Here is a 23,263-nt window from a genome sequence, read left to right as displayed (position 1 = left end):
CGGCGAGAGATCGCCGCCGGTCGGCGTCAGCACGCCAGAAATCTCTGGACCAGAAGCATTTTCGGGACGATCACCCGAAACGTGCTCCGACCGGAACCATTCCTCCGGGCATATCGACCTGCGTCATCACGGAGGCCGCGGCGGGCAATACAGGCACGGTCGCGCCGCTCCCTGCGGACCGACCCGGTCCCCGCGACGCACAGGCCCGCCGCGTTGGCAGCCCGATCCGCGAGCCGTTCGGTGCCGGGCGTATCTGTAGCGGGGACAAGCGAATTCCCCCGCCGGGGCCGCCCGGCGGGGGAATTCTTTTCTGAGGAAGGCGGGCCGGGCTCGGACAGGTCCACGTGTCCGAGCCCGGCCCCTATCTGCCGCACGCGCGCGAGGCCCATTTACGCGGGTGCGGTCTCCGGCCGCTCACGGTGGGGAGTCCCCTTTCCCAGGGTGAGTGGCCGGAGAGTCTCTAGGCGGCGCGTACGTGGGAGAGGCCCCATTCGCGCGCCAGCAGGCGGTGCGAGTTCAGGCGGTCCTGGTGGTCGTACGTGACGCTGGTGATGACGAGTTCGTCTGCGCCGGTGAGCTGCTGGAGGGCGGTGAGGCGTTCCACCACCGTGGCCGGGGCGCCGACGAACTGGGTGACCAGGCGGTCTTCGACCAGCTCGCGCTGGGCGTCGGTGAGCGGCGGGGCGGTGGCCGGGTCCAGGTATTCGGCCGCGCCGGCGCCGCTGCGGATGCTGTAGACCCAGTGACCGTAGCTGGCGGCCAGGCGCCGGGCGGTCGCATCGTCCTCTGCCACCACGACATCCGCGGACACCACCAGGTAGGGGCGCGGGAAGCGGGCCGAGGGGCGGAACGCCTTGCGGTAGGCCTCCACGGTTTCGATGATCGTGCCCGGGGAGACGTGATAGTTCGCGGCGAATGGCAAGCCCGATCGTCCTGCCAGCTGCGCGCTTTCGCCGCCGCTGCTGCCGAACAGCCAGAGCTGCACATCCGCGCCCTCGCCCGGGACGGCATGCAGGGCGACCCCGTCGGCGGAGGTATAGGTGCCCGCCAGCAGATCACTGATCTGCTGCACCTGCTCGGTATAGGGCAGTGACTGCGCACCCGGCAGTTGCAGCGCCTCGAAACCCGCCGCGAACTTGGTGAAGTCGAGCAGCTTCGCAGGATTGAACGGCGGCGGGATGACGACGCCACCCCGCACCTCGGTAGCCCGTTCGACCACCGGCTCGGCAGCAGGTGCGGTGGCGGGCCGGTCCGCGGCGGAACGTAATTGGCCGCCACGGTGACCGGAGCGGCCGAGGCCGAGATCCAGCCGACCCGGGTACAGCGCGTCGATGGTGCCGAAGGCTTCCACCACGGAAGCAGAGGTGTGGTGGCCGAGCTGTACGGCCGCCGAACCGACCCGGATGGATTCCGTTGCGGCGGCGATCAATCCGATGAGAGTGGTCGGCGCGGCGCCGGCCACCTGCGCGAAGTGATGCTCGGCCACCCAGAAGCGGTGGTAGCCCAGGCGTTCCGCCTGCTGCGCCAGGTCGATGGTATTGCGGAGGGCCTGCTGCGGCGTCGAGCCGGCGCTGACGGGCGACAGGTCCAGTACCGAGAGTGGGATGGTCATAGCGACTGCTCCTTGCGCGGATCCTGCTCGCCCGCTTCGACACTCACCGTGAGCCGGTTCTCGGCCGGCGCCACCGGGCAGGTGGCGTGATCGGTGAAGGCGCAGGGCAGGTTCACCGCCCGGTTGAAGTCCAGCGTCAGCGAGCCGTCGGCCGCCGGTCGGCCCAGGTCGAGGCGGCGCGCGCCACCGTAGGTGGTGACCCCGCCGGTGGCGTCGGTGAACAGTGCGTGCAGGCCGGTCTCGGCCGAGCCGAAGGCGATGAGCCGCTGCGTGGCGCCGCCGAGTTCGAAGGTCACCGTGCCCGCGGCGGAGTGGTGGTGTTCGAGGCCCGCCACCACCGCGCCGGTGGTGACCACCTGCGCCGATTCGTACGGTTCGAAGAGTCCGGTGAGGGCCCACGCCGGATCCGCCTCGTACACCGGGATACCGGTGTAGGCCGCCAGCGTGGGTGCGGCCGGATCGTGGATGCGCAGCGCGAATTGCCCGGTGCGCCGGATGACTTCGATGATCCGGTCGCCGGTACGGACCTCCAGGCCGGGCGCGCCCTCGGCGGGCGTCAGCACGGCCGCGGCGGGCAGCGCCTGACCGTCGAGCCGCAGGTCCGCGCCGGATTCGACGGTCACGTACACGTTTTCGCCGTCCGTGCGCCACAACCCCGGCAGTCCGTCGACGGTCTCGTCGGTGTCGCCGAGCCAGTGCAATCCGGTGATGCTCAGCCAGCCCAGCGGCTGCCGCGCCCAGGTGTCGCGTTCGGCTCGGAATACGTCCCACTGCCGGTCGAATTCGGTGGCGGTGTCGGTAGCGGTCATGATGCGCGTACTCCTTCGGTGCCGTGATGGGGGTGGCGCAGGCCCAGGTGGTCTCGCAGGGTCGCGCCGGTGTACTCGGTGCGGAAGCTGCCGAGCGCCTGCAGTTCCGGGACGACCCGGTCGGCGAATTCGTCGAGCCCGGCCGGGGTGAGGGACGGGACGAGCACGAACCCGTCCGCCGCATCGGACTGCACATAGTGGTCGATATCGGCCGCCACCTGCCGGGGCGTGCCGACGAACTGCTGCCGGGCGGTGGTGGCGATGATGAGGTCGCGAATGGACAGACCCTCGGCCTCGGCCTTGGCGCGCCAGGCGTCGGCGATGGCGCGCGGATCCTTGGCGTGCCGGACCCGGCCGCGGGTGATGTTCACATTCTCGACCGGGTCGATCTCGGGCAGCGGGCCGTCCGGATCGTAGGCGGACAGGTCACGGCCCCACACCTGTTCGAGGAAGGCGATGGCGGTCTGCGGCGTCACCTGCTGCCGGCGCAGGTGACGGGCCCGCTCCTGGGCCTCGGCCGGCGTGTCGCCGAGCACGAAGCTCGCGGCGGGCAGGATCTTCAGGTCGTCACGGGCGCGGCCGTACTTGGCGAGCCGGTCCTTCACATCGGTGTAGAAACGCTGCCCGTCGGCGAGTTCACCGTGCGCGCTGAAGATGACATCGGCCTTGGCGGCGGCGAATTCGCGGCCCTCGTCGGAGTCCCCGGCCTGGATCTGCACCGGATATCCCTGCGGGCTGCGCGGCAGTACGAACTGCCCGTCGATATCGAACTGGTCGCTATTGAAGTGCACGGTCGGCGCGGGTTGCGCGAACACGCCCCGCTCCCGATCCACCACGAGCGCGTCGGCGGGCCAGCTGTCCCACAGCGCGCGGGTCGCATCCACCACCTCGGCGGCGCGCGAGTACCGCTCGGCATGCTCGAGATAGCCACCACGCCGGAAATTCTCCCCGGTGAACGCGTCGGAGGAGGTCACCGCATTCCAGGCCGCCCGGCCACCGGACAGGTGATCCAGCGAGCCGAATTGCTTTGCCAGCTCGAAGGGTTCGTTGAACGTGGTGTTGATGGTGCCCGCCAGCCCGAGCCGCGTGGTGACGCCCGCGAGCGCATTGAGCACGGTGAAAGTGTCCGGCCGGCCCACCACGTCCAGGTCGTGGATGCGCTCCCGGTGCTCGCGCAGCCGCAGCCCCTCGGCGAGGAAGAAGAAGTCGAACAGACCGCGTTCGGCCGTGCGGGCCAGGTGCACGAACGACTCGAAATCGATCTGACTGCCCGACTCCGGATCGGTCCACACCGTGTGGTGATTGACGCCCGGGAAGTGCGCGGCGAGGTGAATCTGCTTGCGTATCCGATGGTCCGGCATGACTCTCCTCAAGCGTGCGCGTAGCGGTTGACGGGACGCGGCAGGCCCAGCCGATCCCGCAGGGTCGGAGTGAGCGCCGGCAGATACGGCAGGGCCGCGGCCAGCGCCAGCGGGCGCAGCACCACACCGTCTGCCGCGCAGGAGGTTTCGACCTCGCGCAGCACCGCGCGCAATTCCGCGGCGGTGCCGATGTGGAAGACCGTCCGCGGCGCATCGGTGGCGATCCAGTCCTCGAGTTGCGCGACGTCGGCGGCGGCCGCATCGGCCGTGGCCGCGAGGTGGATATCCACATCCAGCAGCACGCGCACCCGATGCGGATCGCGCCCGGCCGCCGCCACGGCGGCGCGGAGTTCGGAGCGGGCCGCGGCCGCGGCCGCCAGGCTCGGCGCGGTGATGCGGATGAGATCCGCGCGGTGCACGGCCAGCCGGATGCTGTGCGGATCGGCGGCCCGCACCGTCACCAGCGGCTGCCCCTGCGGGGGACGCGGTGTGATGGACGGGCCCTTCACCGCGAAATGCGTTCCGGTGAAGTCGATGTAGTGCAGCTTCTCGCGGTCGATGAAACGGCCGGTGGACCGGTCGCGGATTTCGGCGTCATCCTCCCAGCTGTCCCACAAGCGGGTGACCACCTCCACCGCTTCGTCGGCCTCCGCCCAGCGGGAGCGGTCGTCCTGTTCGGGCTTGCGGCCGAACAGTTTCGCGTCGCCCTCGGATACGGCGATCTCCCAGCCCGCCCGGCCGTGTGTCGCGAAGTCCAGGCTCGCAATGGCTTTGGACAGGTGGAACGGTTCGGTGTGGGTGACCGTGGCCTGCGGGATCAGGCCGATGCGGCGGGTGAGCGCGGCGGCGCGGGCGGCCACCGCGACCGCGTCCAGGCGGCCGATCGCGCCCTCGGATTGCAGTGCGAAGGAGTCCGGCAGGAAGGCGAGATCGAGGCCCGCGTCCTCGGCGGCCCGCAGCGCGTCCACCCAGTAGTGCGCGCCGAACAGCTCCTCGGCCCGGGAATCCGGCCGCCGCCAGGACGCGGGGTGCGCGCCGGTGCCGGCCAGTTCCAGGCCCAGCAGCAAGGGTGAGATTTGCGGCATCAGGCTGTCCTTTCGAGCGGGGTGGGGGTGGCCGCTCTCGGCACTGCCGCCAGCAGCTCACGGGTGTACTCGTGCTGTGGATCGCCGAAAAGCGCTGTGGTCGCGGCGGTTTCGACGATGCGGCCCTGCCGCATGACGGCCACCCGGTCGGCCAGGCGGCGCACCACGGCCAGGTCGTGCGAGATGAACAGGTAGGCCAGGCCCAGCTCCGATTGCAGGCGTTCCAGCAGTTCCAGGATCTGCGCCTGCACCGAGACGTCGAGGGCCGAGACCGGTTCGTCCAGCACCAGCAGCTCGGGACGCAGCGCCAGCGCACGCGCAATGGCCACACGCTGACGCTGCCCGCCCGATAGCTCGGAGGGGCGGCGATCGAGATAACCGCCCGGCAAGGCGACCTGGTCCAGCAGTTCTTCCACACTCGCCCGGCGCGAACGGCGATCACCGATACCGAACGCCTGCAAGGGTTCCGCCACGATCTTCTCGATGGTGAGCTTGGGATTCAGTGAGACATAAGGGTTCTGATACACCACCTGGATGCGCCGGCGCAGCTCCCGCAGCCGGGCACCGCGCAGGGCGGTGATATCCGCCCCGTCGAAGGTGACGGTGCCCGCATCGGCCTCGGCCAGCCGCGCGATGATCCGCGCGGTGGTCGACTTCCCGGATCCGGATTCGCCTACGACAGCGAGTGTTTCGCCGCGCCCGATCTCCAGCGAGACATCCGCCACCGCCGTCAGCTCGACACCGCGCGCGATGTGAAAGGTCTTCCGCAGCCCGGTAGCCGAGAGCAGCGGCGGCCCGGCCGCCGCGCGATCACCGGCGCTCGTCCGCGATTCGACGGGATCGAGGGCCGGTGCGGCCGCGATCAGCCGCCGAGTGTATTCGTGCTGCGGGTTGCCGAGTACGTCTGCGGCGGCACCGGTTTCGACGATCAGTCCGTGCTGCATGACCGCGATACGGTCGGCGCGCTCGGCCGCCACGGCGAGGTCGTGGGTGATGAGCAGGACGGCGGTGCCCGCCTCGCGGGTGCGGGCGGCGAGGTGATCGAGAATGCGGCGCTGCACGGTCACGTCCAGCGCGCTGGTCGGCTCATCGGCGATGACCAGTTCGGGGCGGCAGGCCAGCGCCATGCCGATGAGGACACGCTGCCGCTGGCCACCCGAGAGATCCTGGGGATATTGCCGGGCCCGCAGTTCGGGGCGGTCCAGGCCCGCTTCCTCGAGAATGCGGACGGCCTCGAGCCGTGCGGTGCGGCGGTCGGCGCGGCCGTGGATGCGCAGCACCTCGCCGACCTGATCGCCGATGCGCTGCACGGGATTCAGCGAGGTGCCCGGATCCTGGGGCACCAGGCCGATGCGCGCCCCGCGGATGCGTTGCAGCGCACGCTGCGAGGCCGCCTCGATCCGCTCATCGCCGAAGCTGATCTCCCCGCCGGTGATCACGCCGCCGTGCAGCAGGCCGATCACCGCATGCGCGAGGGTCGACTTGCCGGAACCTGATTCACCGACCAAGGCCAGGGTTTCTCCGGGCCGCACCTCCAGGGAAACGCCCTGGACGGCCGTCGTCGTTCCGGTGCTTCCCCGGTACTCCACCCGGAGATCGGCAATGCGCAGTAGTGCTTCGCTCATCGGGCATCGTCCTTGTGCAGTGCGCGGGCGAGCCGCTGGGTGGCGAGCACCAGGACGATGATCACCAGGCCCGGAATGGTGGTGAGCCACCAGGCCGTGGCCAGGAAGCCGCGGCCGTCCGAGATCAGGGTTCCCCATTCGGGCGTGGGCGGTTTCGCGCCGTAACCGAGGAAGCTGAGCGAGGAGATGAACAGCACCGCCATGCCGAAATCGATGACCGCCAGCGCCGCCACCGGACCGTAGGCATTGCGCAGCACATGCCGCAGCAGCACCGTGTGCCACCGCACACCCGACGCGAAGGCCGCCTCCACATACGGCGCCTGCCGCACCCGCAGCACCTCACCGCGCATCACCCGGGCGAACCGGGCGATCAGCGAAACACCCACGGCTATCGCCACATTGCGGGTGCCCAGCCCGAGCACGGTGATCGCGACCAGCGCGACCAGCAGGTCCGGAATCGACAGCAGCACATCGGCGATCCGCATGAGCACGGTGTCCACCACGCCGCCCACCGCGCCCGCCACCAACCCCAGTAGCGCGCCCGCGACCAACCCGATGACCACCGCGAACACGGTGGCGCTCAAGGACAATCCGGTGCCGTGCACCACGCGGGTGTACAGATCCCGGCCGAGATTGTCGGTGCCGAACCAATGTGCGGCGCTCGGCCCGCGCAGCTTCTGCGCGGGGATCCCGCGCAGTGGATCCCCGCTCGCGAAGATCCCCGGCAGCACGGCCCAGCCGAACACCAGCAGCACGATCAGACCCGAGATCACCACTCCCGGGTTGCCTCGAACCCACTGTCCGGCCTGCCGTACCGGAACCGCGGGCAGTCCCGGCTTCGCACCCGAGTCCGGTCTTTCACGCAACGCGACGGCATCAGGCATGCGCCCGCTCCTTACCGGAATCACGCCGCACCACACGCGGATCGAGCAACGGGTAGGCCAGATCGATGAGCAGGTTGACCGTGACGAACACCAGCGCGGCGAAGATCACGATGCCCTGCACCACCGGAATGTCCTCGTTCAGTACGGCTTCCTGGGTCACCCGGCCGATGCCCGGACGGGAGAAGACGGTCTCGGTGACCACCGAACCCGCGAGCACCGTGCCCACCCACAAACCCGTCACGGTGAGCGCCGGTGCGGCCGCGGGGCGCAGCACGTGCCGCACCTGCACCCACCAGCGCGAGGCGCCCTTGGCGAAGGCCACCTCCACGAACGGCTGCCGCCAGGTGGTGGTGAGACTGGAGTACAGCACCTGCGCGATGACCGCACCGACCGGAACGGCCAGCGTGATCGCCGGGAGCACGGTGCCGCTGAAACCGTGGCCGCCGAACGCCGGCGCCACCTTCAGCCGGAACGAGAACACCTGCAGCAGAATCAGGCCCAGCCAGAATCCCGGCATGGACGCGCCGATCGGCGGTAGCGCGGTGAGCAGGCCGCGCAGCCACGATCGCCGCGTATACGAAGCGGCCAGCGCCAGGCCCGCCCCGCCGAGCACCGCCAGCACCAGGGCGAACGCCGTCAGCGCCAAGGTCGACGGCAGCGCATCGCCCAGCGTGCCGGTCACCGTGCGGCCGTTCTGGATGGACCGGCCCAGATCACCGTGCAGCGCATGGGTGAGCGCCGTCCAATACTGTTCCCACACCGGCTTGTCCAGGCCGTACCGCGCCCGCATCTCGGCGACCGCGGCCGCGTCCACCGGACTGCCGGGCCCGGCCGCACTCGCGGCCAGCTCCACCGGATCTCCGGGCAGCAGGTACAGCACGACGAAGGACAGCGTGAACGCCGCCCACAGCACGCCTATCGCCTGCAGTACCCGTCCGATCAGATAGCGGCGCATGGGATCACCGCTTCAGCCAGGTGTCGTGGAACTGCAACCGCGCCGACGCCTCGAACTTCAGATCCGCCACGCTCTTGCCCACGCCGATGGCCTGCGACAGTTCGAGGGTGGGAATCCACAGTCCCTGGTCCAGCACCGCGTTCTGGGTATCGCCGATCAGGCGGGTGCGCTGGGCATCGTCGATGGTCGACAGTTCCTGCGCCAGCAGGCCGTCCAGCTTCGGTTCCGGCGCACGTTCGTTCAGATTGCGCTGACCCACGCCGAAGGTGGTGCGCAGGATGTCACCGTCGGCGCGGCTGGAGTTGTAGTAGTCGGCGTCGAAGTCGCCGTTCTTCTCGCGCACCGCCGCATCCGCGAAGGCCGTCGGCTCCAGGCGCAGGTCGATCCCGACCGCGCGCACCTGCTGCTGAACCAGTTCGAGGATGGCCTGATTGCCCGCGAACACCGAGCTGAACATCACGGCGAAGGACAGCCGCTGCCCATCCTTGGCCCGGATCCCGTCACCACCCGGCACCCAGCCCGCCTGATCGAGGATCTTCTTCGAGGCATCCTGATCGAACTTCACCCGCGCCGAAAGATCCACATAGCCGGGCGTTTTGGAGGCGAGCACGCTGGTCGCGGTCTTGAACTGCGGACCCAGCACGGTGTCCACCAGTTCCTTGCGGTTGATGGCGGTGAGCAGGGCGGTCCGCACCGCGGCGTCACGCAGCACGCCGCGCGTCACATTGGGCTGGATGCCGAAGGGCACGCCCGGATTCGAGGTGAACTGCACCCGGCCGCCACCGCCCTCGATCTGCGGCACATCCTGCGGCAGCGCATCACTGACGGCGTCCAGCTGATCGGAGGCGAGACTGCCGGTGCGCACACCCGATTCCGGCACCACCGTGAACACGATCCTGTCCAGGTAGGCATCGCCCTTATCGGTGAAAATGGCGGAGCCCCAGGCGTATCCGGTGCGCTTCGCCAGTGTCACGGAGGCGTTCTGCTTCCAGTCGGCGTAGGTGAACGGGCCGCTGCCGATATTGCCGCCCTGGCAGCGGTCCTCCGCCGGTTTCGCGACCGTCGCATCGGCCTGGATGCCCAGCTGCGGCGTCGAAGTCGCCTGCAGGAACTGGGCATTCGGCGCGCCGAAGTCCACCCGCACCGTCTGCGGATCGACCACGGTGCTGCCCGTGTACCCGGACAGGTAGCTCGCCGCCAGCGGCGCCTTCACCCCGCCGATTGCCACGATCGAGTCGAAGTTCTTGCGTACCGAATCCGCCGTGAGCGGGGTGCCGTCACTGAAGGTGATGCCCGGCTTCAGGTGGAAGGTGAACGACTTGCCGTCGGGCGATACGGACCAGGTGTCGGCCAGCCACGGCTTCAGCTGCCCGGAATCGGGATCCTGATCGAGCAGCGAATCCACTACCTGCCGCGTCACATACAGCGTCTGGTTCGTTCCCGACTGTGCCGGATCCGAGCAGGTCGGCGCCTGCGACAGGCCGTAACGCAGGGTGCCTCCGGCTTGCGGCGGACCCGTGGGCGCACCGCCGGGGCTGTCCGAACCACCACCGCAGGCCGCGAGGCCGAGGGTGGCGGCGACCACGCCGGCCAGGGCCAGCGGTCGCCGGGTTCGGGAGGAGGCGAGCTTCATCGGGGATCTCCGGAGGGGTAGCGATCGGCGCCGAGCGGACGGCTCGGAATGCGGCGGCGCAGTTCGGGCGCCACCTCCGCCTGGAACAGTTCGAGACTTTCGCGGTGCTGCTTATCCGTGCGGCCGTCACCGTCGGCATTGAGATGAACCACTTCGTGGCCCAGTCGCTCGTGATAGCGGGACAGCTTGTCCAGCACCTGCTGCGGGCTGCCGATGAGCGCGGAGGAACGTGCGGCGAAATCCTCGACGGTCTCGAAGACGATGGGCACGTTGAACTTCCGGGCCGACGCCTGCCGCGCCTGGAAGATCGGGCGATAGGCGTCGATCGCGTCCTGCGAGTTCTCGGTGATCAGGAATCCGGCGGTGCCCGCACCTACCAGGGCCTCGGCCGGGTCGTGCCCGTAGGCCGCCCAGCGCTCCCGATAGTGCTCGACCAGTTCCGCGTACGGATCCACCGCATAGGTGACGTTCGCCGAGAACAGCGGATCACCGTGCAGCGCCGCATAATCCGCGGACTCCCGGCTGGTGGCGCTGCCGTGCCAGATGCGCAGCCGCGGCTGCAACGGGCGCGGCAGGGCCTTGGCCTCCGTCAGGGACGGACGGAAGCGGCCGCTCCAAGTGACGCTGTCGCTCTCCCAGAGCTGCCGGAAGAGTTCGTAGCCTTCCCGATTGCGGTCCCACTGATCATCGGTGGTGACATGGAACAGCTTGGCCTGCGCCGCGCCATTGCCCTTGCCGATGATGAGTTCGAGGCGGCCGCCGGAGAGATTGTCCAGCGTGGAGTAGTCCTCGAAGGCGCGCACCGGATCCAGCAGGCTCAGGGTGGTCACACCGGTGAACAGCGCGATGCGGGAGGTGACCGCGGCGATATGGCTCAGCACCACCGGCGGCGCGGCCGAGATGAACGGGTCCTCGTGCCGCTCCCCCACCGCGAAACCGTCGTAGCCGAGCTCCTCGGCCAGCTTCGCGCTGTCCACGACCCGGCGCAGCCGCTGTCGCGAGCTCTCGGTGGTGCCGGTGATCGGGTCCGGGACGTGCGTGATCAGTGTCAGCAGCAGGAATTTCATGCCGGCACCGCCTCGGCTTCGGAGCCGATGAACTTCTCGAAGGGGTGCACGAAACCGACTTCCTTTTCCACGTCCTGCGGCAGTGGGATATATCCGGTGGCCTTGTACAGCGCGACCGCCTCCGGCTGCCGCGGGCCCGTGGTGAGGAAGATGCGCCGGTAACCGCGCTTGGCGACCTCGGCCTCCAGCTGCTCCAGCACGAAACGGGCCAGACCCTTGCGCCGATGCTCGGCCGAGGTCCAGATGCGTTTCAGCTCGGCGGTTCCGGCGTCGTAGCGCTGGAAGGCGCCACCCGCCACCACCTCTCCGTCCTCGACCACGACCAGCAGATCGCCGTAGGGCGGCGCGAAATCCTGCGCCGGATAGGCCAGCAGCCCGGCATGCACCTCACCGACCGTGCGGCCGTAACGCGTGCTGTATTCGATGGCCAGCTCCGCCAGCAGCGGCGCGGCCAGCGGGTCGTGCTGTCCGACATGAAATACGGTGCGGGTCACGCTCATCCCCTCTTCGGCAGGCCGGGCGGATCGATCCGGGACTGCTTCACGGCCTCGCCGCCGAGCCCCCAGTGGTCGAGCACCTTCTGATAGGCGCCGTGCTCGATGGCGTACTGCAACGCCTGCTGCACCGGGCCGATCAGGCCGTTGTCCTTCTTGGTGAGCACCGCGATCTCGGCCTGCAGTGCGTCGCCCGCGCCCGACCAGGTGGCGATCACCTTCGACTGGCCGACCGCCGCGACGTGATACTGGGCGCTCGGGTTCGGGCCCACGTAGCCGTCGATGCGATGCGAGGCCAGCGCCAGGTAGTAGTCGTTGTTCTGCTGGTAGTAGGCGAGATCCAGCTTGGGCAGTCCGTCGGCGACGTTCTGGTCGTTCCACTTCACCAGCAGCTGCTCCTGATTGGTGCCCGAGGTGACGCCGATCCGCTTGCCCGCCAGCGACTTCCGGTCCGTATAGGTCCAGTCCGAATCCTTCGGCACCTCCAGCGCGACATTGTCCAGCCGGTAGGTGGCGAAGTCGTACTTCTCCTTGCGCTCCTCGGTGACGGTGATGTTCGAGACGATGGCGTCCACCTCACCCGAGTCGACCTTGACGAAGTTCTGCGCGAAATCGGCCGTGCGGTGATCCACCTTCAGCCCCAGGATGTCGGCCACCAGCCAGGCGATATCGACCTCCGAACCGATCACGGTGCGGTCGTCGGTGGCGTAGAAACCGAGGGGCGGCGTCGCGCCGACCGAACCCGACACGATGAGCGTGCCGCGCTGCCGGATGGCGGCCGGCACCTGCGCCGCAATCGAATCCACCTTGTCGGCGTGAATACGGGTCGACTGCTCCGGGCTCAGGTCGTAGGTGGTCCCGTTGACCGCGCGGGTCTCGCTCGCACCACCGTCACCCTTGCCACAGGCCCCGGTGAGCAGGCTCAGGACGGTGAGGGCGATGAGAGCGCCGGTTCGCCTGCGGCGGCGCGCCAGAGACATGAAATGTGATTCCTTACGTGAGGGCGGCACGTCAGAGGACATGCGCGAGAAAGGCTTTGGTGCGCTCGTGGGCCGGGTTGTCCAGCACCTCGCGCGGCGGACCCTGTTCGATGATGCGGCCGGCGTCCAGCAGCACCACGGTGTCGGCCACCTCGCGGGCGAAACCGACCTCGTGCGTGACGATCACCAGCGTCGAACCGTCCCGGGCCAGGTCCCGGATGACATCCAGCACCTCACCCACCAGCTCCGGATCGAGCGCCGACGTGGGCTCGTCGAACAGCACCACCTCCGGCCGCAGGGCCAGCGCGCGGGCAATGGCGACACGCTGCTGCTGGCCGCCGGAAAGGCGGCGCGGATACTCATCGGCCTTGTCCGCCAGGCCGACTCGCGCCAGCAGCTCCAGCGCCTCGGCATTCGCCTCCGCCTTGGGGCGGCCCTGCGAGGCGACCGGCGCGAGCGCCACATTCTCCCGGACCGTCAGGTGCGGAAAGAGATTGAAGTTCTGGAACACGAAACCGATGCGCGCCCGCTGCCGCAGGATCTCGCGCTCGGACAGCTCGTGCAGCTTGTTGCCCTTGCGGCGGTACCCCACCAGATCACCGCCCACCCGGACCGTGCCGGCATCCACCTGTTCCAGGTGATTGATGGTGCGCAACAGCGTGGACTTCCCGGAACCCGACGGCCCCAGGATGACCGCGACCTCACCCGGCCGCACCGCGAGATCGACCCCGCCCAGCACCTCGAGCGCACCGAAAGACTTACGGATGCCGCGCAATTCGACCGCGTACTCGCTCATTTCCGCACGCTGCCCTTCGCGAAATGCCGCTCGATATAGAACTGGATGACACTCAGCACCGAGGTCAGCACGATGTACCAGACCGTCGCCACCATCAGCAGCGGCACCACCCGGCCGTTCCGGCCGTAGATGACCTGCACCTGATAGAACAACTCGGCGATCGCCATCGTCGACACGATCGACGTGCCCTTGAAAAGACTGATCACCTCATTGGCCGCATTCGGCAGAATGCCGCGCATGGCCTGCGGCGCCACGATCGTGAAGAACTGGCGACGCCAGGGCAGCCCCAGCGACTTGGCCGCCTCCCACTGCCCCTGATCCACCGAAATGATCCCGGCGCGAATGATTTCCGCCGAATACGCCGCCTGATGCAAGGCCAGGCCCAGCACCGCGGCGGTGAAACCACTCAGCGCCTGGTTCGTCTGGAAGTGCGCGAACTCCGGTCCGAACGGAATACCGATCGACACCGTCTTGTACAGGTACGCCAGGTTGAACCAGAACAACAACTGCACGATCAGCGGAATCGAGCGGAACGCCCAGATGTACGTCCACGCGATCGTCTGCAGCACCGGATTCTTCGACAACCGGCCGATCGCCAGCACGATCCCGAGCAGGAAACCGAGGAGCGTGCCCCAGAACGTCAGTTCGAGGGTCACCTTCAAGGCCGCCAGCACCGACCTCGCGGTCACATACTGCGCGAAAGTGGACCAATCCCAGCCGGGATTGGTGGCCAGCCCGTGCACGAACTGCGCAACCAGCAGCAATGCGACAGCGGCCGTCACCCAGCGCCACGGATGCCGCCGGCGAGCGATCGGCAACGCGCCGTCGTCGACCTCCTCGCGCCGTTCCGGCGGCGCGGCCAGGATGCTCATGACAATGTCCCTCCATCGGTCCTGGCGGGAAGCACCCGCACCCGAACGTGAAGGGGGTTGCTGCGACGTCTACGAGCCAGGTCTCTCGATCGCTCTGGATGGTGATGACGACGATACGAACCGGACCGGCGACTGTCGCCGTTCCGGATCACCGTGAATCGAATTGCGCCGCAACAGGACTAGCTGGCGGCTTCGCTGATATCCCCCGCCCCGTCGTGCAGCGCGCGGAAACCGCTGCGATGGAAGACCAGCGGCTCGGATTCCGGGCGCACGCTCAGGCGATGCACCCGCAACAACACCACCGCATGATCACCGGCCGGCACCTGCGCATGCACCGAGGTCTCCAGCCAGGCCGTGGCGCCCGCGATGAACGCCGCGTTCCCGTTCCCGGTGCGCAGCTCCACATTCCGGAAACGATCCCCGGTGCGGGAGCTCAGATTCAGCGCCGCCTCCCGCTGCTCACCGTCGAGCAGGCTCAGGCCGAGCCGGCTCGCCTGCTCCAGCTCCGGCCAGGTCTGCGACGAATACTGCATGCAGATGGATACCAACGGCGGATCCAGCGACACGGGCACGAAGGTGCTCACCACCAGCCCGTGCGCCACACCCCCGATGCGGGCGCATACCGCCACCACCCCGCTGGGGAAGTGCGCGAACGTCCGCCGGAGATCCGTACCGTCGACTGAGGTCAACGCGGCGGCCCCGCCGCGGATCGAGGTCAACTCGCCCATCGCCCCAGTGCAACACTCCCGCGCGGCCGCCGACAGGGTTGGGATCGGCCCGATCGCAAGGGGTGCGGAAACGCCGCGGCGGTTACTTCGCCTTGGCGGCGGCCTTCGCCTGCTTCTTGAATTCCCTGACCTGGGTCAGTGATTCGGCATCGGTCACATCGGCCACCGACCGCCGCGACCCCTCCTCGCCGTACGCGCCGGCGGCCTCGCGCCAGCCCTGTGCGCGCAGGCCTTCTTGTTTACCCAATAGCGCGAGGAAGATTCGCGCCTTCTGATCGCCGAAGCCGGGCAGCGCCTTCAATCGCTTCAATACTTCCTTGCCGTCCGGGTCGCCCTCGGTCCACAGCGCGGAGGTCTTGCCGTCGTAGTGCTCGACAATGAATCGGGCCAGCTCCTGCACCCGGCGGCCCATGGACCGGCCGTACCGGTGAATGGCGGGCGGGGTAGCGGCCAGTTCCTCGAATTCCTCCGGATCCGCGTTCGCGATCTTCCGGATATCGAATCCGCCCATGCGGTCGGCGAGTTTCTGCGGACCACGGAATGCGTGCTCCATCGGAAACTGCTGATCGAGGGCCATACCCACCAAAAGGGCGAAATCATCCGTGGAAAGCAGTTCGTCGGCGGCGGGATCCTGCGCAATAACCAGCTTTCGGCTCACCATGCTCCGATCATCCCATCCATCCTGCGTTGCGGTGACGCGGGTCACGACTAGGCTTCGGCGCATGCCCGACACCATGGCTATTTCTTCAGTGGGAAACACGCCGCACGACGGCGTAGGGTCCGGACTGCGACCGGACCGTTTCGACCGCGACGGCCAGGACCAACTGGTCGACGTCCAAGACCTGCAAGCCGCACTACCCGGCATCCGCAGGCTCCGGACCTGGGCGCACGAAGCGCTCGCCACCCGCCCCGGCGAAAGCGCCGTCGATATCGGCGCCGGCACCGGCTCCGAGGTCATGGCCTTCGCCGACCGCGTCGGACCGACCGGCACCGCCCTCGGCGTCGAACCCGATCCGGACCTGCTGGCCGCCGCCGAACGCCGCGCCCGCCAATCCGGCTCCACCGCCAAATTCGTCTCCGGCGACGCCTACGGACTGCCCTTCGGCTCCGACACCTTCGATGTCGCCCTGTGCGAGCGCGTCTTCCAGCACCTCACCGGACCCGCCCGCGCCGCCCGCGAGATCGCCCGCGTCCTGAAGCCCGGCGGCCGGGTCGTCGTCATGGACAGCGACTGGGGCACCGCCGTCGTCCATCCGGGCGACCGGCACGTGGTGCACGAGGTCATCGAAACCATGATCGCCGGCACCACCAACCCGTACGCCGGACGCCGCCTCTCGGGTCAGCTCACCCAGGCCGGGCTGGTCGTCGACGATATCGGCTCACACGCCCTCATCCAGGACGGCAGCATCGGCGCGGGCGCGCTCGTCGCCCGGGTCGCCGATATGGCGGTGGCGCGCAGCGCCATCACCCAGGCCCAGCGCGACCGGCTCATCGCCGATCTGGAGGCCGGTGCGGCCAGCGGCGACATCCACCTGTCGGTGACCATCTTCGCGGTACTGGCGCACAAGCCGGCCTGAAGCAGCGTGAAAAGCACGAGGGCCGTGCCCATTCCGGGTACGGCCCTCGTATCACGTTCCCACGCTTACAAACTCGACAACTTCTCGCTCGCGGCCAGCAGCACGCAGGTGGCCAGACCGTCCATCGCCTTCTCCAGCTCACCCAGAGAGGGGTAGCTGGGCGCGATGCGGATGTTCTTGTCCTCCGGGTCCCGGCCGTACGGGTACGAGGCGCCCGCCGGCGTCAGCGCGATACCCGCGGCCTTCGCCAGCGCCACCACCCGGGAGGCCGTGCCCTCCAGCACATCCAGGCTGATGAAGTAGCCGCCCTTCGGCTCGGTCCAGGACGCCACCTTCGAGGCGCCCAGCCGGTCCTCCAGAATCCGCAGCACCAGCTTGAACTTCGGCTCCAGGATCGCGCGATGCTTCTGCATGTGCGCCCGCACGCCCGCCGCGTCCTTGAAGAAGCGCACGTGCCGCAGCTGGTTCACCTTGTCCGGGCCGATGCTCTTCTTGCCCGCATACTTCAGGTACCACTCCAGGTTCGCGGTCGAGCCGCCGAAGAAGCTCACGCCCGCACCCGCGAAGGTGATCTTCGAGGTGGACGCGAACACCAGGGGACGGTTCGGGTTGCCGGCCGCGGCCGCCAGGCCCAGCACATCCTGCACCGGCGCGGCGGTATCGGTGAGCGGGTGCACGGCGTACGCGTTGTCCCAGAACAGGCGGAAGTCCGGGGCCGCCGTGGGCATCGAAACCAGTTCGCGGGTCACGGCTTCGGAGTAGGTGACACCGGTCGGGTTCGAGTAGTTCGGCACCACCCACATGCCCTTGATGCTCGGATCCGCGGCCACCATCTGCGCGATCGCGTGCGCATCCGGGCCCTCGGGGCCGATCGGGACCGGGATCATCTCGAAGCCGAAGGACTCCGTGATGGTGAAGTGCCGGTCGTAACCCGGTGCGGGACACAGGAACTTGCGCACCGGCTCCGCCGACCACGGGCGCGGGGAATCCACCGTGCCGTGCAGCAGCGCGAACACGATGGCGTCATGCATGATCTCCAGGCTGGCATTGTTGCCGGCCAGCAGGTTCGACACCGGAATGCCGAGGAGTTCGCCGAAGATGGCGCGCAGCTCCGGAAGGCCGTGCAGGCCACCGTAATTGCGCACATCCGTGCCGTTGGCGTCCTTGTAGTCGTCGACGCCCGGCAGTGCGAGGAGCTCCAGCGAGAGATCCAGCTGCTCAGGCGAGGGCTTACCCCTCGTAATATCCAGCGTCAGCTTCTCGGTCTCGAGCTTCGCGTAGTTCGCGGTCTGCGTCTCGTGTTCCGCTACGAGTTCCGCATGGCTCATCAAACCGAGTTGCGTTTGCCGGGGCATCAGACAGCCTTTCCAAGGGCGGTTGAGTGTTTTTCCAGGTCGGCGCGCGCGCAGACCCAAGCGCCCAGGTTACTCGGAGAGCCCGGCGAATCGGGAGCGATATACGGCGACTTCGTCCCCCGGAAAAGTCGCAGCCCCCACAAAAGATAAGGGGACCCAGCGCACCCGGCAGAGCCCGTTGACCCTTGCTGCCTTCCGGCCCTGGGGGAGTTCACAGGATGCGCGCCGCGCTGGATCCGTCGGCCAGTGTAGCGGCTCACCGGCGACATCGCCGCGCCGGGTCGTTACGATCTCTCCGACACGGCGGGGGAGTCCCGCTGGACCGGAGGGGAAAGACTTATGACCAGCTCGAATTCAGGACCGGGCGGAGGACAGGATCCCGCCAAGGCGCAGGAGACCGCACAGTGGTGGGCCACCCCGCCCGCCGGAACCGATGCGGGTCAGCCGGTCACCGGCGCCGACCCGACCATGCTGAACTATGCCGCGGCGGCACAACAGTTCCCGCCCGCCAACCCGCAGCAGTCGCAGCCCGGCTATCCGCAGCAGCCCGCGCCGGGTTATGCACAACAGTCGGCCCCGGGCTATCCCCAGCAGTCCGCGCCCGGCTACCCGCAACAGGCCGCACCCGCGTACGCGCAGCAGTCCGCGCCCGGCTATGCGCAGCAGTCCGCACCCGGATTCCCGCAGCAGGCCCAGCCCGGATTCCCGCCGCAGTCCCCCGCGCCCGGCTACAGCGGCTACCCGACGCCGCCGCGCAACAGCGGCAGCAAGACGGGACTGATCATCGCGGGCGTCATCGGTCTGGTCGTCATCGTCGGCGTGGTCATCGGCATCGTGGCCTTCACCCACAAGGACAGCCCGATCTCGTCGCTGAGCGATGACAAGAAAAAAGCCATGAACGGCAACTACTCCATGGCCAATATCACCAACGCCTGCAGCGTCATCGACCCCAGCGCGCTCACCAAGTGGTCGAGCACCCAGAAGGGCAACCCGGAACACTCCGAGACCCAGCCCAGCGACTACGCCGGCGGCCGCATGACCTGCACCGCCGAGTACTACAGCAACTCCACCACCGACAAGTACACCCAGAACACCGCGCGCATCCAGCTCGACGTCGAATACACCGGCGCCTACGGCGGACCGCAGTACGACTCGTGGAAGCAGTACGACACCGGCACCACCGGCTCCGGCCGCACCTCCGGTGACGTGAGCGGCCTCGGCACCGAGGCCTACTGGCACGCCGAGACCCGCGACTACTCCTCCTTCAACGACCTCGACTACACGGTCGCCACCAAGGACAGCAATGTCTCGGTGAAGGTCGAGATCAGCCTGCAGCGCGGCTCCGGCGAATCCGTCACCAAGGACGATGTGGCCACCGTCGCCAAGCAGCAGGTGCAGAAAGCCCTCGACGGGATGAAGAAATAGCCCTCGACCACCCCATTTGTGTAATCCAGGGGAGCAGCCGGTATATTGCTCGACGGAGGATTCGCCTAGTGGCCTATGGCGCTCGCCTGGAACGCGGGTTGGGTTAACGCCCTCAGGGGTTCAAATCCCCTATCCTCCGCTCCCGAAGGCTCCGGCCGGACTCGATCCGGCCGGAGCCTTCGTCGTTCACCACCTCGTCCAGGGCCGTGTCGAGCAAAGCGACGTAGGCATCCAGATCCGGGAAGATCGCCGTGTCAGCGTGCACGGAGACCGTGACGCTGTCGCCGAGGCCGTGTACGCCGTGGGTCAGATGCATCACCGCACCCAAGGCCGGAAAGCCGGACGTGAACCGCACTCGGCCGCCGAAGAACAGGTCCGCCGCGCCACGATTCACACTCGAGATGACGGTGTGACCCGAGACTCGTTCCGGCAGCACATCGATCGGGGCGCGTATCGCATCACGGTGCAGCAGCGGGGCGGGGACCGCGGCCGTGGCGGCGTCCTGTGCCGATTGCAGTGGGTGTGAGGCACGCTCACGGCGCAGGGTCAGGTCGTCGGCGATCCGGGCCGCGCGGCGCCGCGGATCCGGCTCTCCCACTGCCAGATCCACGGAGAGGTCGCGATAGCTGTTGCGCTCCACGGGGTTCACGGCGAGCGCCAGCGGCACCTGGGCGCGTAATTCCCCGGCGGGCACGCCGCGGTGTGCGCAATAGCGTTCCAGGGCCAGCGAGATCGCGGTGGCCGCCACCACGGTCACGGTGCGGTCCGGCAGCAGCAGCCGGTCCCTGTCGCGGACGAGCATGCGCACCGCGTGACCGCCCGGCGCCGCTCCCCCGCCGTTCAGCAGATTCGGCGCGACGGTCGGGGCCGGCGCTGGAATGGCAGCGGCCGCCGTGAGTTCCGCCAGCTCCTGTTGCGCACGATAGGCCCGCACACCGCGAATAACGGTGCGCGCCATGCCGATCGGGATCGTGGGCAACGCCAGTGCGGCGGCACTCCAGCGCGCGACGACATCCGGCATCCGGACCGGCGGCGTGGGCCGGGCCTTCGCGTCGTCGGCGCGGCCGGCGTCGTCACTACGGTCGGCGTCTCCGGTGAAGAGGGCGCGGGCGAGGTCGGCGGCGCGGCGGCCGTCGGCCAGCGCATGCGATAGCTGGAGGACAGCTACGAGGGCCGGCCGATCTCCAGCGAATCCCGGGGCCTCGCTGACCTCGCGAAATACGTGCAGCCGCCAGGGGCGGTGATTTGCACACAGGCTTGCTGCGAGCAGATCACCCACCGCGGCTTCGAGATTCGCCCAGGTAGCGGCGGTGCGGCCGTGGTCGGCGAACTGCTCGTCAATGAATTCGCAAGGCGCCCAAATCGGATACGCAATGTTTGCAGGAGTGTCCAGCACGTGTATCAGCAAATCCGGAATACCACTGACCCGCTTTACGATTCCGGCCCGCAGTAACTCGGTCGACTGATTGGTTTCCTCGAAGCAGTAGAGGAGGAACAGATCGGTGCGCGAACGCCGGGACAACCAGTAGACGGCGGCATCCCGCGGCGACAGCGAATTCACGCGACGACCATAACGAAAGCCGGTACGAGCCAACCCCTCTGGGTGCTACCGTGTGTAGTAGAAGCCTTCACATCTCTCCCGGGGGCGGGGTGACCGCAATGGCAATCGAAACCACGGCAGCAGGAAGAAACCGGCTCGCCGAACGCGCGGCCGAGCAAGCGGATGCGATGGACGAACGGTACCGGGGCGCCGCATTCGTCAAAAGATCCGTCAACAAGGTGTTCCCGACCCACTGGTCGTTCCTGCTCGGCGAAATCGCGCTCTACAGCTTCATCATCCTCATCATCTCCGGTATCTACCTCACGCTGTTCTTCGACCCGTCCATGACGGACGTCGTCTACAACGGCACCTACCAGCCGCTGCGCGGGGTCACCATGTCCCGCGCCTACGAATCGGCGCTGCAGATCTCCTTCGACGTGCGCGGCGGACTGTTCGTGCGGCAGGTACACCATTGGGCCGCACTGCTGTTCACCGCGTCGATGATCATCCACGTGTGCCGGGTCTTCTTCACCGGCGCCTTCCGCAAACCGCGCGAGGCCAACTGGGTGCTCGGCGCCATCATCCTCATCCTGGCCATGTTCGAGGGCTTCTTCGGCTACTCGCTGCCCGACGACCTGCTCTCCGGCACCGGACTGCGCGCCGCCTTCGCCGGCATCCCGCTCGGCACACCGGTCATCGGCACCTGGCTGGAATGGCTGCTGTTCGGCGGCGAATTCCCGGGCGACATCATCATTCCGCGGCTCTACATCGCGCACGTACTGCTGCTGCCCGGCATCATGCTGGCGCTGGTCGGCGCGCACATCGCGCTGGTCTGGTATCAGAAACACACCCAGTTCCCGGGGCCCGGACGCACCGAGAAGAACGTCATCGGCACCCGCATCGTGCCGGTGTTCTCGCTGGACCAGGGCGCGTTCTTCGCGTTCACGCTGGCCGTGCTGGCCATCATGGGCGGACTGCTGCAGATCAATCCGATCTGGAATCTGGGTCCCTACAACCCGTCCCAGGTCTCCGCGGGCACCCAGCCGGACTTCTACATGATGTGGACCGACGGATTCCTGCGCCTGTTCCCGCCGTGGGAGCTGTATATCTTCGGCCATACGGTGCCCGCCGCCTTCTCCGTCGCGATCGTCATGCCGCTGATCTTCGGCCTGCTCATCGGGTATCCGTGGATCGAGAAACGCCTCACCGGTGATCGCGCGCGGCACAATCTGCTGCAGCGGCCACGAGATGTGCCGGTGCGCACCGCGATCGGGGCCATGTCGCTGGCGTTCTACGTGATTCTCACGCTGGCCTGCGTCAATGACATCATCGCCCTGAAGTTCAGTATCTCGCTCAATGCGACCACCTGGTTCTTCCGCATCGCCCTGCTGCTGGTGCCGCCGTTCGCCTACTTCGTGGCCTACCGCCTGTGCCTGGGCCTGCAGCGCGGCGACCGCGCCATCCTCGAGCACGGCATCGAGACCGGCGTCATCCGCCGCCTGCCGCAGGGCGAATACATCGAGATCCACCAGCCCTTGGGCCCGGTCGACGAGCACGGACACCCCATCCCCCTCGAATACCAGGGCGCACGAGTGCCACGAAAACTGAACCAGCTCGGCCTCGCGGGCCACCCCGGCACCGGCACCTTCTTCCGCGCCGACCCGCCCGACGAACGAGAAACCAACGCCGCCAACGACAGCGAAGCCGAACACAGGCAACTCGCGGTCCTCAGACAGATCCAAGAACACTCCGACTGAAGACCCTCATGGTTCGCGGCCGGCTCGGTTCTGGACTGAGTGGAGCGGGGGAGCGAAGCGGAGGAGCGGAGGGAGGGAAGAACCGAGACTTCAGGGCCGAGAACCCGGCCCCGGAGCGAAGCGGAGGGGCCCAAAAACGCGGAAGCCCCGAGTCTCCGGGACTCGGGGCTTCGTTTTTCTCCCGGAATCGCGCGGCCGGTCAGGCCCGCTTGAACTCTCCGTCACTTACGCCGGCGACGAACGCATCCCACTCGCCGGGGGTGAAAGCCAGGATCGGGCCGAAGCCGTGATCCTTCGTGTCGCGGACCGCTACATTGCCGTCCCGGAGAAATGCGACCTCCACGCAGTTGCCGTTGGGGCCGCTGTGTTTGCTCTTACGCCAAACAGCGCCTGTGTAATCCACCTTCACGGTACTAGCTCCTTTGCTGCGTCAAGCACGAGATCCTGCTGGCATCGATCTTGGTGACACTGGGATCCGCCGAGATTGGCGAACCCCTCGTACGCCCGGGTTGTACGCAACCGCGCCGTACAACCCTTTCTCTGCACTTCACGATGGGAATGCACCCCCGATGGCCGTTCCCGGGCTAAAGACTAGCAGGTTCGACATAGGGAGATCGCATTCTTTCGTTTTCAATCAGCAAATTTGAGGCAAGGTTAGCCAGCAAATTATTTGCCTAGAGATAGCCGTTATTTCAGTACGGAGGAATT

21 protein-coding genes, 1 tRNA gene, 1 other RNA gene and 1 riboswitch are annotated in these 23,263 nt (G+C 67.9%); of the genes, 4 read left to right on the top strand and 19 right to left on the bottom strand.

Features of this window, described 5'->3' with window-relative positions:
- Positions 1 to 460 precede the first annotated feature (460 nt).
- The 15 genes from ACIP5Y_RS33840 to ACIP5Y_RS33770 all read right to left on the bottom strand — a co-directional run bounded on the left by ACIP5Y_RS33840 (position 461) and on the right by ACIP5Y_RS33770 (position 15,562).
- Positions 461 to 1,612, bottom strand: coding sequence for an LLM class flavin-dependent oxidoreductase (locus tag ACIP5Y_RS33840; protein ID WP_400356409.1), 1,152 nt, complete (start codon positions 1,610 to 1,612; stop codon positions 461 to 463).
- Complete coding sequence (locus ACIP5Y_RS33835; RefSeq protein WP_400356407.1) at positions 1,609 to 2,421, bottom strand: DUF1684 domain-containing protein; 813 nt, start codon at positions 2,419 to 2,421, stop codon at positions 1,609 to 1,611. The genes ACIP5Y_RS33840 and ACIP5Y_RS33835 overlap by 4 nt, the downstream gene beginning before the upstream one ends.
- The gene (locus tag ACIP5Y_RS33830; protein ID WP_400356405.1) at positions 2,418 to 3,782 is read right to left on the bottom strand and encodes an NtaA/DmoA family FMN-dependent monooxygenase; all 1,365 of its coding nucleotides are present in this window, start codon (positions 3,780 to 3,782) and stop codon (positions 2,418 to 2,420) included. Before ACIP5Y_RS33830 ends, ACIP5Y_RS33835 begins: the two co-directional genes overlap by 4 nt.
- Positions 3,783 to 3,790: 8 nt before the next feature.
- Positions 3,791 to 4,867 (bottom strand): LLM class flavin-dependent oxidoreductase, encoded by a 1,077-nt coding sequence (locus ACIP5Y_RS33825; RefSeq protein ID WP_400356403.1) that lies wholly within the window; start codon positions 4,865 to 4,867, stop codon positions 3,791 to 3,793.
- On the bottom strand, positions 4,867 to 6,492 hold the full coding sequence (locus ACIP5Y_RS33820) for a dipeptide ABC transporter ATP-binding protein (RefSeq protein WP_400356402.1): 1,626 nt from the start codon (positions 6,490 to 6,492) through the stop codon (positions 4,867 to 4,869). Before ACIP5Y_RS33820 ends, ACIP5Y_RS33825 begins: the two co-directional genes overlap by 1 nt.
- Positions 6,489 to 7,376 (bottom strand): ABC transporter permease, encoded by an 888-nt coding sequence (locus tag ACIP5Y_RS33815; RefSeq protein WP_400356400.1) that lies wholly within the window; start codon positions 7,374 to 7,376, stop codon positions 6,489 to 6,491. The genes ACIP5Y_RS33820 and ACIP5Y_RS33815 overlap by 4 nt, the downstream gene beginning before the upstream one ends.
- On the bottom strand, positions 7,369 to 8,331 hold the full coding sequence (locus tag ACIP5Y_RS33810; protein ID WP_400356398.1) for an ABC transporter permease: 963 nt from the start codon (positions 8,329 to 8,331) through the stop codon (positions 7,369 to 7,371). The genes ACIP5Y_RS33815 and ACIP5Y_RS33810 overlap by 8 nt, the downstream gene beginning before the upstream one ends.
- Positions 8,332 to 8,335: 4 nt before the next feature.
- On the bottom strand, positions 8,336 to 9,964 hold the full coding sequence (locus ACIP5Y_RS33805) for an ABC transporter substrate-binding protein (RefSeq protein WP_400356396.1): 1,629 nt from the start codon (positions 9,962 to 9,964) through the stop codon (positions 8,336 to 8,338).
- On the bottom strand, positions 9,961 to 11,031 hold the full coding sequence (locus ACIP5Y_RS33800; RefSeq protein WP_400356395.1) for an LLM class flavin-dependent oxidoreductase: 1,071 nt from the start codon (positions 11,029 to 11,031) through the stop codon (positions 9,961 to 9,963). Before ACIP5Y_RS33800 ends, ACIP5Y_RS33805 begins: the two co-directional genes overlap by 4 nt.
- Positions 11,028 to 11,531, bottom strand: coding sequence for a GNAT family N-acetyltransferase (locus ACIP5Y_RS33795; protein WP_400356393.1), 504 nt, complete (start codon positions 11,529 to 11,531; stop codon positions 11,028 to 11,030). Before ACIP5Y_RS33795 ends, ACIP5Y_RS33800 begins: the two co-directional genes overlap by 4 nt.
- Entirely contained in the window at positions 11,528 to 12,505 is a 978-nt protein-coding gene (locus ACIP5Y_RS33790) for an ABC transporter substrate-binding protein (protein ID WP_400356391.1), read from the bottom strand. Before ACIP5Y_RS33790 ends, ACIP5Y_RS33795 begins: the two co-directional genes overlap by 4 nt.
- 31 nt (positions 12,506 to 12,536) lie before the next feature.
- Positions 12,537 to 13,301, bottom strand: coding sequence for an amino acid ABC transporter ATP-binding protein (locus tag ACIP5Y_RS33785; RefSeq protein ID WP_400356389.1), 765 nt, complete (start codon positions 13,299 to 13,301; stop codon positions 12,537 to 12,539).
- Positions 13,298 to 14,173 carry an amino acid ABC transporter permease gene (locus ACIP5Y_RS33780; RefSeq protein ID WP_400356387.1) on the bottom strand — a complete coding sequence of 292 codons (876 nt, stop codon included), beginning with the start codon at positions 14,171 to 14,173 and terminating at the stop codon, positions 13,298 to 13,300. The genes ACIP5Y_RS33785 and ACIP5Y_RS33780 overlap by 4 nt, the downstream gene beginning before the upstream one ends.
- 9 nt (positions 14,174 to 14,182) lie before the next feature.
- Positions 14,183 to 14,278, bottom strand: a riboswitch (SAM riboswitch).
- Between the two features lie 74 nt (positions 14,279 to 14,352).
- Positions 14,353 to 14,901: a flavin reductase family protein gene (locus tag ACIP5Y_RS33775; RefSeq protein WP_400356385.1), complete on the bottom strand. Its 549-nt coding sequence runs from the start codon at positions 14,899 to 14,901 to the stop codon at positions 14,353 to 14,355.
- Positions 14,902 to 14,983: 82 nt separating this feature from the next.
- On the bottom strand, positions 14,984 to 15,562 hold the full coding sequence (locus tag ACIP5Y_RS33770; protein ID WP_400356383.1) for an HhH-GPD-type base excision DNA repair protein: 579 nt from the start codon (positions 15,560 to 15,562) through the stop codon (positions 14,984 to 14,986).
- Positions 15,563 to 15,635: 73 nt separating this feature from the next.
- Here ACIP5Y_RS33770 and ACIP5Y_RS33765 point away from each other — a divergent pair, with 73 nt between their 5' ends.
- Positions 15,636 to 16,478, top strand: a complete 843-nt coding sequence (locus tag ACIP5Y_RS33765; RefSeq protein ID WP_400356927.1) for a methyltransferase domain-containing protein — start codon at positions 15,636 to 15,638, stop codon at positions 16,476 to 16,478.
- A 65-nt stretch (positions 16,479 to 16,543) separates the two neighbouring features.
- On the opposite strand, the gene ACIP5Y_RS33760 is transcribed toward ACIP5Y_RS33765, so the two are convergent.
- Together ACIP5Y_RS33760 and ffs are read right to left on the bottom strand one after the other, a co-directional pair.
- The gene (locus ACIP5Y_RS33760) at positions 16,544 to 17,833 is read right to left on the bottom strand and encodes an aminotransferase class I/II-fold pyridoxal phosphate-dependent enzyme (protein WP_400356381.1); all 1,290 of its coding nucleotides are present in this window, start codon (positions 17,831 to 17,833) and stop codon (positions 16,544 to 16,546) included.
- Between the two features lie 146 nt (positions 17,834 to 17,979).
- An RNA gene (ffs, locus tag ACIP5Y_RS33755) (signal recognition particle sRNA small type) lies at positions 17,980 to 18,074 on the bottom strand.
- Positions 18,075 to 18,172: 98 nt separating this feature from the next.
- Here ffs and ACIP5Y_RS33750 point away from each other — a divergent pair.
- Together ACIP5Y_RS33750 and ACIP5Y_RS33745 are read left to right on the top strand one after the other, a co-directional pair.
- The gene (locus ACIP5Y_RS33750; protein ID WP_400356380.1) at positions 18,173 to 19,258 is read left to right on the top strand and encodes a hypothetical protein; all 1,086 of its coding nucleotides are present in this window, start codon (positions 18,173 to 18,175) and stop codon (positions 19,256 to 19,258) included.
- Between the two features lie 54 nt (positions 19,259 to 19,312).
- A tRNA-Ser gene (locus tag ACIP5Y_RS33745) sits at positions 19,313 to 19,397 on the top strand.
- On the opposite strand, the gene ACIP5Y_RS33740 is transcribed toward ACIP5Y_RS33745, so the two are convergent.
- A complete protein-coding gene (locus tag ACIP5Y_RS33740; RefSeq protein WP_400356378.1) occupies positions 19,371 to 20,819 on the bottom strand; it encodes a wax ester/triacylglycerol synthase domain-containing protein in 1,449 nt (482 codons plus the stop codon). The genes ACIP5Y_RS33745 and ACIP5Y_RS33740 overlap by 27 nt on opposite strands.
- Before the next feature lie 98 nt (positions 20,820 to 20,917).
- Between ACIP5Y_RS33740 and ACIP5Y_RS33735 the strand changes: the two genes are divergently transcribed.
- Complete coding sequence (locus ACIP5Y_RS33735) at positions 20,918 to 22,555, top strand: cytochrome bc complex cytochrome b subunit (protein WP_400356376.1); 1,638 nt, start codon at positions 20,918 to 20,920, stop codon at positions 22,553 to 22,555.
- A 199-nt stretch (positions 22,556 to 22,754) separates the two neighbouring features.
- Here ACIP5Y_RS33735 and ACIP5Y_RS33730 read toward each other — a convergent pair whose 3' ends face one another.
- Positions 22,755 to 22,964 carry a DUF397 domain-containing protein gene (locus ACIP5Y_RS33730; protein WP_397005744.1) on the bottom strand — a complete coding sequence of 70 codons (210 nt, stop codon included), beginning with the start codon at positions 22,962 to 22,964 and terminating at the stop codon, positions 22,755 to 22,757.
- Positions 22,965 to 23,263: the final 299 nt, after the last annotated feature.

The organism is Nocardia sp. NPDC088792, assembly GCF_044750615.1.
Lineage (GTDB): Bacteria > Actinomycetota > Actinomycetes > Mycobacteriales > Mycobacteriaceae > Nocardia.
This window is presented reverse-complemented; position numbering and strand designations above follow the sequence as displayed.